The following is a 9,169-nucleotide window of genomic DNA, read 5'->3' as shown; positions in this document are numbered from 1 at the left end:
TTATGGATGCGTGAAGGTAAACTTTCAAGAGCTGTGCGAGGTAAACTCTCAAGAGCTGCGCGAGGTAAACTCCCGCCTACGGGTTAGGTGATATTTGTAGGCGGGTTTTTTAATCGTTTTAGTAAAGCTAAACTTTAAATTCGTCTACCGACAAGCGTAGTTCTTCGGCAAGTTTTGCTACTTCTGAGCTTGAAATGTTGGTTTGGTTTGCGCCTTCGGCTGTTTGCTCTGCTATGGCTACAATCGACTCAAGGCGTTCGCTAATTTCTTGTGCTACTTGTTGTTGCTCAAGCGCTGCTGTCGAAATTTCTTCACTTACATCGTGGGCTTGCGAAACCGCAAATGTAATTGAATCAAGTGCACTGCTTGCTAGGTCTGTTTGCTCAACACACGATACCGCACGTTGCTTACCTTTACTCATTGCCGTTACTGCGGCTTCTGCGCCTGTTTGAAGAGACTCAATCATTGATTGTATCTCTTGGGTCGATTCTTGAGTTTTACTCGCTAGTGAGCGTACTTCGTCTGCTACAACAGCAAAGCCTCGGCCATATTCACCAGCACGTGCGGCTTCAATTGCGGCATTTAGTGCAAGTAGGTTAGTTTGATCCGCTATACCGCGTATTACATCTAAAATGCTGCCTATTGATGCGCTATCTTGATGTAGTTTATTAATAACTTGCGAAGCGTCGTCTACTTCACGAGCAAGCTGTTCAATAGTTGCTTTATTGTTGTTCGAAATACCTTTGACACGTTCAGCTTCTTTGTCAGCGTTTTTAATTTCGCTAAGTGCTTGTTGAGCGCTGTTGCTAACCGTTTGCGATGTACTGCTCATTTCGGTTGTTGCCGTTGCTGCTTGTTCAACTTGTGCTTGCTGATTACGAATTGCTTGGCTTGATTCTGCGGTAATGGCAGATGTTTGCTCTGATGCTGCTGCAAGCTGAGTAGAACGCGAAATAATGCCTTTAATTAAGCTGCGTAGGCTATCAATTAATGTATTACAACTTTTAGATAGTTCGCCAAATTCGTCTTTAGCGCTGTCGTCTAATCGTTGTGTCATGTCGCCACTGGCAACAATATCTAAAATACGGTTAACTTCAGCAAGGGGCTTAGTAATGCGGCTAACGGTAATAATAGCAATCGCGATAGCTAATAGAGTGGCTATAATCATACCAACCCAGGTCCACAAATTAGCTGAATCTACGTCGCTACGTACACCTTGCTGTAATTTAAACGCAACGTCACTTGCTTGATTAACTAGCTCATCAATTTGGTTAAGTGCCATTTTGGTTGCTTGCTCCGACTGGGCAAGTTCTGCTTGCGTAAGCGTAATCGAATCAATTAAACGCTTTTTATTTGCAGCTAAACTGTTACTACCTTTGATATTACTTTCTAAGGTATCAACATATTCTTTTAGGCTTGAATATAAATCGCTATGAGTTTGCTCTATTGCGGGCTGAATTAACGCAACGGTACGTACTACTTCTTCTAAGTAATACGTTTGCTCGTTTTTAACGATGTCGAGTGTATTAAGCGTTTTAACGGTTAGCATGTCGGTGCTGTTACTAACTACCGACATAAAGTTATTTTCTAGATTGTTTGCAGCTTGATAAGCTCGCGGGTGGTTTTGCTCAAACCCATCAATGTCGATAATATCAAGTACTACTGAGTTTGCATCTTCAGCTGTAAGCTCAATGTTTTCAAGTTGTGCTTTTAAAGCCTTGGTAAGTGCAAGCTGTTTGCTTTTATCTTCTAATAAATTTTCAACAGTACTTAAAAAGCTTAAATAGGTTTTTTCTACGTTTTGGCTGCTTTGATTTAGTGCTGCATCGTTTTTTACTACGTCTTGAAGTTCACGGTGCAAAGTGCTGAATAGCTGTTTTTGCTCAAGGACTTGTGATTTTATTGGTGCGAGCTCACTTGCTGATGAAGTGTAAAAGCTCGCTTGAGCGGCTTTACTCATTAAAATAAATTCGGCTTGTAGTTCAGAGCTTTTATTTAATGCAGGAAGTGATAGTTGGTTCACCTTTTGAGTAGAACGATCGATGTTTGCTATTTTTATTAAGGAATTACCACCAATTATTAATAATAATAAGGTGATAAATATAAAACCACCCCAAATACGTTGGCTTACTGTCAGGTTCATAAGATTTCCACTCAAAAGTACTTCAATTAAGACTTATCGGCTTTAATTAAGATAAGTTAAGTAATTAAAATCAATTACTTTAACTAATTTTAACTATTAATTGATAAATCTAACAGATGTATTAGTTTTTTTCAGTTTATTTAGATGAAAGGAGGGATTTTTCTACAATTACTTTTTTAGTACTTAGCTCCATTAACGTCATGGTGTTACCCCATACACAACCGGTATCTAGAGCATGAACGCGTGAATTACCCGTTTTACCTTCAAGTGCTGCCCAGTGGCCAAAAATAATATCGTGTTTAGTTTTAGCAATATTAGGGTGGTTAAACCACGGTGTTAATATTTGGCTATCGGTTACTGCGCCCTTTGCATTAAGCTCAAGTTTGTTGTCACTCGTTAAAAAGCGCATGCGGGTAAAATAGTTAACTATGTATCTAAATTTTTCAAAGCCATCAAGATTGCTTGACCACTGCTCTGGGTGAGCCTGATACATGTGTTCAAAAAATGCTTTAGCACTACTTGATTGATAACAGCGTTGTGCAAATTGCGCTTGTTTTAGCGCATATTCAATTGACCAGTCGGGATTTAACCCTGCGTGAGATATAAAACAGTTATGCTTTTTAAGCTCTAAAGCCAATGGTTGTGTTTGTAAAAAGGCGATGTAGTGCGCTAATTTGGGGCTTTGGAATATTGGGTTTAGTTTATCTTTTGGATTGGTAGGCTTGTTAAGGAAGTAGCAGGCAATCATGTGGAGGTCGTGATTGCCTAAAGTGATGGTCATGCTATTTTGATGTTGGTAAATATAGTCTAAGCAGGCTAGGGAATCTGGCCCTCGGGCAACTATGTCACCAACTAAATAAAGGTGATCTTTACTTGGGTTAAAATCAACCCGTTGTAAAAGGGTGCTAAATTCACTAAAACACCCTTGTAAATCACCTATCGCATAATCTGCCATCAGTGGTTACTACTTAATGTAAAATGTTAGGGCAAGCCAAACGAAACACATTAATAGGCGCCTGAAACTCAGAGCCAAATTCGTTGCGTAACGTATAGTGGCCTTGCATTGTGCCTACCGGTGTATCTAAAATTGCACCGCTGGTGTATTTATAGCTTTCGCCTGGGCCAATGTCTGGCATTTCACCAACAACGCCTTCACCTTCAACAGTTACTTCTTTGCCATTTGCATCGGTAATTAACCAATAGCGGCTTAGTAGTTTTGCACTACATAGGCTATGGTTTTTAATTGTTACTGAGTAGGCAAATACGTATTTATCAAGCTCAGGTTGAGATTGACCTTCTACGTAAAATGTTTCTACAGACACCTTTACAGGCGATCCAATATTACTGCTTGTTGTCATAAATCCAGTTAGCTATATCAATAAATTGTTGTAAAGATAAGCGCTCAGCACGTAGCGTTATGTCAATACCAATGCTAGTAAGCTCTTCTGCGGTAAGTAAGTTACCTAAACTATTACGTAGCGTTTTACGGCGCTGGTTAAAGGCTTCTAAACACACGGTGTTTAAAATTTTAACGCTTTTTGCTGTACGTTGCTCTGGCTTTTTAGGTATTAAACGAATAACCGCAGAGTCAACTTTTGGCGCTGGTTTAAAGCACTCAGGTGGTACTTCAACAACCGGCATTGCATTACAGTAGTATTGAGTCATTACGCTTAAGCGGCCAAATGTTTTACTACCTGGGCCTGCTACCATGCGTTTTACTACTTCTTTTTGAAGCATAAAGTGCATGTGCTCAATATGATCTGAAAATTCAAAAAGATGAAACAATAACGGTGTCGAAATATTGTAAGGTAAGTTACCAAACACTTTTAATTTTTTGTCATCGCGAACCAAGCTTGCAAAGTCAAACGTCATTGCATCGCCTTGGTTAACGGTTAATTTAGGACCCAAGAATGGGTGTTCAATTAATCGTTGCGCTAAATCTTTATCTAATTCAACAACCGTTAAATGGCCGCTTAAATCGGCTACTGGCTCAGTAATTGCGCCAAGGCCGGGGCCAATTTCTACTAGGTTGTCTTCTGGTTTAGGATCGATCGCAGAGACTATTTTGTCGATGATAGATTCATCAAATAAAAAGTTTTGCCCAAAACGCTTACGAGCGCGGTGTCCTAAATGTACTTTATCGGTCATTGATTTGTGCTTTTTCTTGGGCGAGCTTAATTGCTTCGCGGATCGCTAATTCAAAACTGCCAACGTCAGCTGTACCAGTTCCTGCTAAATCAAGTGCAGTACCGTGGTCAACTGAGGTGCGGATAAATGGTAAACCAAGGGTAATATTTACCGATTTACCAAATCCTTTGTATTTTAGCACAGGTAATCCCTGATCGTGATACATAGCAAGCACTGCATCTGCTTCAGATAGGTATTTATCTTGAAATAAGGTATCGGCCGGTAGTGGACCAATTAAATTCATACCTTCGCTTCTAAGTATCTCAAGCGTGGGCGTGATTGTTTCTATTTCTTCACGACCTAAATGGCCATCTTCACCGGCATGTGGGTTTAACCCGCATACTAAAATACGTGGTTTTTCTATACCAAACTTAGTTTGTAAGTCGTGATTTAAAATACCCGCTACTTTAGTTAAGCGCTCAGGTGTAATTGCACGCGATACATACGCAAGTGGAATATGAGTGGTTACCAGTGCAACGCGTAAGCCTTCAGTTGCAAGCATCATAACTACATCAGCAGTGTTTGATTGCTGCGCAAAATACTCAGTGTGCCCGCTAAACGAAATGCCCGCTTTATTAATTATGCCTTTGTGAACAGGGCCAGTAACAACCGCGTCGAAGGTGCCATCCATGTTTTTTTCGCTTGCTATACGCAAGGTATCTAACACGTATTGGCCGTTACCGTCGTTTAGTACGCCAAGCTCTACATCAGCTCCTAAATCAACCTGATGAATATACAAGCTGCCAGCAGGTGCTGCTTTTGCTGGTGCGTTATCATCAAATTTAATTAAGTTTATTGTTAAGCCTAAATGCTTTGCACGTTCTTTTAATAGCTTGCCATCGGCAATCGCTATAAGTTGAACATCCCACGCTTGCTGAGCAAGCGTGAGTAGCAAATCTGGGCCAATACCGGCTGGTTCACCCGGTGTAATCGCAATTCTTAAGGTCATATTTATTAATCTATTGGGAAAATATCAACGTGAGCTTGCTCGCGCATTTCTTGCTGCCAGTTAAAACTTTCTTCCTTAAATTTACGGTTAAATAACATGCCATGAGCACGGTTACGTTTAGCAAGCTCTGTTTTATCAGCTACACGTTTACCAAGTAACTGCACAATATGCCAACCAAACTGTGTTCTAAACGGTTCGCTTATTTCGTCTTGCTTAAGAGACAGCAATGTATCTTTAAACGCAGGTACGTAAGTAGTTGGATCTGTCCAATCGTACTCGCCACCTTTAAGTGCAGAGCCTGGATCTTCTGAGTATTCTTTAGCAAGTTCGCCAAAGTCAGCAGTGCCTGCACGTAATTCTTTTGCAAAACCAGCAAGCATTGAGCGTGCTTTTTCTTCGCTTAAAATAATCGAAGGCTTAATTAATATATGGCGTGAACGTACTTCAGTTGTTTCTACAATTTGTAAACCACGAACGTCTTGTACTTTAATGATATGAAAACCAGCACCAGAGCGAAGCGGGCCTACAATAGCGCCTTTCTTTTGACCTTTTACTGCTTCAGCAAAAAGTGAAGGCATTTCGTTAATGCCCATGTAACCAAGTTGGCCGCCTTCAAGTGCTTTAGAGCCGCTTGATGATGAAATAGCAATACGCTTAAATTCTTGACCATCGTTCAATAGCTCAATAACTTTATCTGCACGTGTTTTTGCATCAGCAATTTCATCGGCCGTTGCATCGTTAGGGATATCTATTAAAATATGGCCAATGTCGTACTCTTCAGCACTTTGACCTTGGGTTTCCATTATTTTTAAAAGGTTATCAACTTCTTGCTCACTAATATAAATACGGCGATCAACACTGGCACGTGTTACTTGCTGTGTTGTGATCTCTTTACGAATTTCTTCACGGTAGCTTTGAAAGCTTTCACCGGCGCCTTCAATAGTGCGGCGTAAGTCGGCAATGGTACCGCCTTGCTCTTTTGCCATGCTTGCAAGCGTTTGATCTAGTTGGCTATCTGAGATTTGTAACCCCATACGCTCAGCCATTTGCATCATAAGTGCTTGATTTACTAAACGCTCAACTGCTTGTACACGAAGCGTTTCGTCTTTTGGTAATTGCTGGCCTTGTTCTTCGGCTTGCTTTTTAACACGGTTAATAATGGTGTCTACTTCGCTTTTTAAAATGACGCCTTCGTTTACAACGCCAATCACTTTATCTATTTCGACTGGTGCAGCCATTGCACTTTGACAAAGGCTGACACTTAAAACTGCTGATGTTAATAATTTTTTTAAATTCATATTCTTTTTACTACTCTGCTAATAGTACTGTTGTGATACCAGGGTCTGTTGACCTCTCAGGATTAAAATTTGTTCAACCTAGAGGCGATTTAATCGCGGCACGAGGTTTGTAACCCAGTGGAATAAGTAAAACCGAGCAAAGCTTCCGCGTCCTGCTCGCGCCTCTTACCTACACCTAAAGAGTTAATCCCCCTAGGATGAACCCTAGGGCAGCGCATGTTTGGCATTTATGCTGCGTTATCGCCTATTTATGTGGAACAACCACACAACATAGGCTCTGCCTTGCCTAAAAACCAAACATACGGCTGCAAATTCAACCTCGAAAGATAAACAGGCCCTAGTTACTAAGAAAATACGGTCTACGATAGCCAAAAATACCTTGTTGTAATAATTTTTGTGCATCATAACGGCTTTTACTGCCAAGTCCTTTTAATACAAAATTCAAACTAATACCTGAATCAAAAGTTGCTTGTTCTTGGCCTATTGATTGATTTAAGTCAGTTTCAATTTGGCGGTGCCCAGTAATTTGGATAGCCCAACAGCATGATTCATACTGAAATCCGCTCAATACTTCGATACTTCTGTTGTTTTCAAGATCTCGATGGTAACTCGCAATAAATTGCCATTCGTCGCTAATAGGAATACTCGTAAATACACCTGCTTGCTCGATTGTATTTCCTGAGACATCATTTGCATAGCGATGGTTCAATTGTACTACCTGATTATTATCACCTTTATAATCAAGCGTTACATTTGACTGTACCATTTGCTTGCCATCTGTATCGTATTGAATACCTCCTGCGAGGTACCAACGGCGGTGCCAATGTAACATGGTTTGAGCTGCAAATAGTGCATTATAATTAGTGTCTGAGTTTAAGCCTTGCTCTGTTGGCTTTGCATCGTCACTTAAATAAAATATTTGGCCGGCACTAAAGTTAAACACTTCTTCTTGTTTTTTATCAAATAAGCGCGTTGTAGCACCTAAAGTAAATTGATTCGCTGCGGCTATGCGGTCAACGCCCGAAAAACGCACGTCTCTAAATAAACCATAATAATCGTCTTGTAGCTTGGTTGTATCAAACAAGCCAATATCTGACTGATCTTTATTAGGTGTATATAAATATTGAATTTGAGGCTCTAACGTTTGTATACCATCTTCAAAAAAGTAAGATGCATCACGCTCAAAATTAAGCTGAGAGTACAAACGTACTTTAGGGATAGTACGCGATACGGTATCGCTATATTGCGTGCCGGTTAAGTTTCCGCTTTGTTTATAATTAGTTTGTAATAAGCTCACTTCAGATAAAAAAGACCATGCATGATTAGCATAGTTGTAGCGCGCTTTAGGTTCTATGTGTACACGAGTTGCGTTGTCTATGGCCACTTCAGATGAATCATTAGTAAAATGACTGATTTCGCCTGACACACTAAAGTCAAAGTTATCAAAACGCCATGGGGCGGTTTGCGTAAAGTTAATTTGCGGCAAAGCAGTGTATGACTCTAAGTGATCGCCCAGTACTTCAAAGTTTTGTACTTTAATATCGGTGCGCCATGTATCACCTAAATGCGTAAGTGAGCCGGTACGATATAACTGAGTATCGGTTTTACTTGCGTAGTTTGAAGTTAAGTCGGTGATGTAGTTATCATCGCTCACATTGGTTATATCAACATTTGCGCGCCAGTTTTCACCTAGGTAGCTTTGTTGTTGCCAATGAAACATGTAGCGTTCATTTAAATCTGGCTCAGAATCATCACTATCTAAATACTCAATTCCTACTAAGCCTTCATGCTGCTCTGTTAGGTATCTAAATTCGGTTTGCAGTTGCAGCCCTTTGTTAGACATATAACGAGGCGTAATTGTGGCATCAAAATTAGGCGCAATATTTAAATAGTACGGCGTAATTGTTTCAAGACCGTATTTATCAGAGCTTGAAATAGTGGGGGTAAGTAACCCCGATTTACGGCGTTCATCCAGCGGAAATGTAAAATAAGGCAAATATAAAACAGGTGTATCTAGAATGCGTAATACCGCGTTATATGTTTCGCCCCAGCCTTCTTCGCGAGAAAGGTTTATTTCGTCAGCTTCAATTTCCCATACAGGGGTATCACTTGGGCAAGTAGTAAAGCTTGCATTCATGAGTAATAGGCCAGACTGATTAACAGTGAGCTTTTCAGCGCCGCCTTTACCTTGTTGCTCGGTTAGGCTGTAGTCGGCGCCTAACAAACTAACTTCTGAATTATTTAAATCGGCATTTAATCCGGCGCTGTTTACTTTACTTACGTAATCTTGATAAGTAATTGGCCCCGTTGCATTTAATAAACCACGCTGTTTGTCTATCAACGCAGTTTGTGCGGACAAACTCATCTTAAGGGTGTTAATATCAACATTGCCGGTAAATTCAGCGCTTTGAGTGCCAAGTAGCTCAACATCATCAGCTTGAATATCAACTTCACCAAGGTTAAGGCCTTCAAGTGGTTGCCAAGCTCTGGTTTGCATTGAAATGCCACAAAGGTTGTGTGCCAATTCAGTTTCGGCAAGCGATGGTGCGCTAACAACGCTTAGCATCAATATGCCCCAGGTTTTGCTCATTT

The 9,169-nt window shown here is 40.5% G+C and carries 7 protein-coding genes; all 7 read right to left on the bottom strand.

Going from position 1 to position 9,169, the window contains the following annotated elements; all coding sequences use genetic code 11:
• Positions 1-127: 127 nt before the first annotated feature.
• Positions 128-2,143: a methyl-accepting chemotaxis protein gene (locus tag GQR55_RS03250; RefSeq protein WP_166419417.1), complete on the bottom strand. Its 2,016-nt coding sequence runs from the start codon at positions 2,141-2,143 to the stop codon at positions 128-130.
• A gap of 136 nt (positions 2,144-2,279) precedes the next feature.
• Positions 2,280-3,098: a symmetrical bis(5'-nucleosyl)-tetraphosphatase gene (locus GQR55_RS03245; RefSeq protein WP_166419416.1), complete on the bottom strand. Its 819-nt coding sequence runs from the start codon at positions 3,096-3,098 to the stop codon at positions 2,280-2,282.
• Positions 3,099-3,111: 13 nt separating this feature from the next.
• Entirely contained in the window at positions 3,112-3,501 is a 390-nt protein-coding gene (gene apaG / locus GQR55_RS03240) for a Co2+/Mg2+ efflux protein ApaG (protein ID WP_166419415.1), read from the bottom strand.
• Positions 3,485-4,291: a 16S rRNA (adenine(1518)-N(6)/adenine(1519)-N(6))-dimethyltransferase RsmA gene (gene rsmA, locus GQR55_RS03235; protein WP_002960838.1), complete on the bottom strand. Its 807-nt coding sequence runs from the start codon at positions 4,289-4,291 to the stop codon at positions 3,485-3,487. The genes apaG and rsmA overlap by 17 nt, the downstream gene beginning before the upstream one ends.
• A complete protein-coding gene (gene pdxA / locus GQR55_RS03230) occupies positions 4,281-5,279 on the bottom strand; it encodes a 4-hydroxythreonine-4-phosphate dehydrogenase PdxA (RefSeq protein ID WP_166419414.1) in 999 nt (332 codons plus the stop codon). Before pdxA ends, rsmA begins: the two co-directional genes overlap by 11 nt.
• Positions 5,280-5,284: 5 nt before the next feature.
• Positions 5,285-6,577, bottom strand: coding sequence for a peptidylprolyl isomerase SurA (gene surA, locus GQR55_RS03225; protein ID WP_166419413.1), 1,293 nt, complete (start codon positions 6,575-6,577; stop codon positions 5,285-5,287).
• Between the two features lie 337 nt (positions 6,578-6,914).
• Complete coding sequence (lptD, locus tag GQR55_RS03220) at positions 6,915-9,167, bottom strand: LPS assembly protein LptD (protein ID WP_166419412.1); 2,253 nt, start codon at positions 9,165-9,167, stop codon at positions 6,915-6,917.
• Positions 9,168-9,169: the final 2 nt, after the last annotated feature.

This window comes from Pseudoalteromonas sp. Z1A8 (assembly GCF_011378855.1).
In the GTDB taxonomy this organism is placed as follows: domain Bacteria; phylum Pseudomonadota; class Gammaproteobacteria; order Enterobacterales; family Alteromonadaceae; genus Pseudoalteromonas.
Note: the sequence above shows the minus strand (reverse complement) of the source record. Positions and strands in the feature narration are given on the sequence as shown.

Coding starts and splice junctions, on each gene's coding strand:
- surA (WP_166419413.1), bottom strand. CDS start 6,577: ATGAATTTAAAAAAATTATTAACATCAGCAGTTTTAAGTGTCAGCCTT.
- GQR55_RS03250 (WP_166419417.1), bottom strand. CDS start 2,143: ATGAACCTGACAGTAAGCCAACGTATTTGGGGTGGTTTTATATTTATC.
- GQR55_RS03245 (WP_166419416.1), bottom strand. CDS start 3,098: ATGGCAGATTATGCGATAGGTGATTTACAAGGGTGTTTTAGTGAATTT.
- pdxA (WP_166419414.1), bottom strand. CDS start 5,279: ATGACCTTAAGAATTGCGATTACACCGGGTGAACCAGCCGGTATTGGC.
- apaG (WP_166419415.1), bottom strand. CDS start 3,501: ATGACAACAAGCAGTAATATTGGATCGCCTGTAAAGGTGTCTGTAGAA.
- rsmA (WP_002960838.1), bottom strand. CDS start 4,291: ATGACCGATAAAGTACATTTAGGACACCGCGCTCGTAAGCGTTTTGGG.
- lptD (WP_166419412.1), bottom strand. CDS start 9,167: ATGAGCAAAACCTGGGGCATATTGATGCTAAGCGTTGTTAGCGCACCA.